Below are 1,063 nucleotides of genomic sequence, written 5' to 3'. Positions count from 1 at the left end.
ACGGTGTTGTCGCCAAGGATTTCGCCCCAGGAGCCGACGCCGCGGTTGGTGGTGATCACGATCGAGGTTTTCAAATAGCGTTGCGACACAACCTGAAACAGCGCGGACGCGGCCTCGGCCGGCAAGGGCAGGTAGCCGAGTTCGTCGATYWCGAGCAGCGCCGGTCCGGCGTAGAAGCGCATGGTGGTGGCCCAGCGGCCCTCGATCGCTGCGCGGTGGCAGCGGGCGGCCAGGTCGGCGGCGGTGGTGAAATAGGTGCGGTAGCCGGCGTGCGCGGCCGCCCGCGCGAGGCCCGTTGCCAGATGCGTCTTCCCTGTGCCGGGCGTGCCGATGAGCAGGACGTTGGTAGCGGTTTCGAGGTAGCGGCAGGTGCCGAGCTCGTCGAGTAGCGGCCGGTCGATGCCGGAGGCGGCGTCGATATCGAAGTTGGCCAGCGACGCCGGTGTGGGCAGGTTCGCGAACCGCAGCCGGCCGGTGAGCCTGCGGGCTTCGGTGTCGTGGACCTCGATCCGCAACAGCTTCTCCAACGTGGCTGTCGCCGAGAGGTTTTGCGTGGTGGCATCCTCCAGGACCGATGGCAGGGCTTCGGCGGCGGCGTGCAGTTTGAGTGTGGCCAGGTGCGACCGGAGTTGCTGATAGCGGGTCGCGGTTTCGTCGGCGCCGATGGCTTTGGTGGCGCGGCGGCCGGTCTTCTTCGGGGCAGGGCTGGTAGTCATTTGCGGCTCCTGGCGGTGGCGGCGCGCTCGTAGGCGGCCAGATCGGTGACTGTGGCGTTGGCAGCACTCGTGGCGGTGGCGGTGGTGTTCGCGGGGTCGGCGGCGGCTCGTAAGGCCGCGGCGGCGGCTCTGGCGGCGTCGCCGGGTGGGATGCGTTCCTTGCGGCGGTGGGGGCGGCCGGTGTTGGCCGCGGCCATCGCCGCGGTGTCGAGTGCGACGACGTGGCCGTGGTCACGAACAGTGGCGCCCAGGCCGTCGGCGGCGCGTTCGTGGCGAGCGATCACAATGCCGTCGGTGGTGGCGATGTCGATGATGTTGCCGCGCAACGGTTGTGCGACGATCACTGT

2 protein-coding genes are annotated in these 1,063 nt (G+C 69.5%); both read right to left on the bottom strand.

Features of this window, described 5'->3' with window-relative positions; translation table 11 throughout:
* The coding region (istB, locus tag AB4043_RS26480) for an IS21-like element helper ATPase IstB (protein ID WP_442308653.1) at positions 1-716 on the bottom strand (716 nt) is incomplete at its 3' end.
* Positions 713-1,063, bottom strand: a 351-nt coding sequence (locus AB4043_RS26475) for a hypothetical protein (RefSeq protein WP_442308652.1), incomplete at its 5' end; no start/stop codon positions are given. The genes istB and AB4043_RS26475, both read right to left, overlap by 4 nt.

This window comes from Terriglobus sp. YAF25, from assembly GCF_052113305.1.
Classification (GTDB): domain Bacteria; phylum Acidobacteriota; class Terriglobia; order Terriglobales; family Acidobacteriaceae; genus Terriglobus.
Note: the sequence above shows the minus strand (reverse complement) of the source record. Positions and strands in the feature narration are given on the sequence as shown.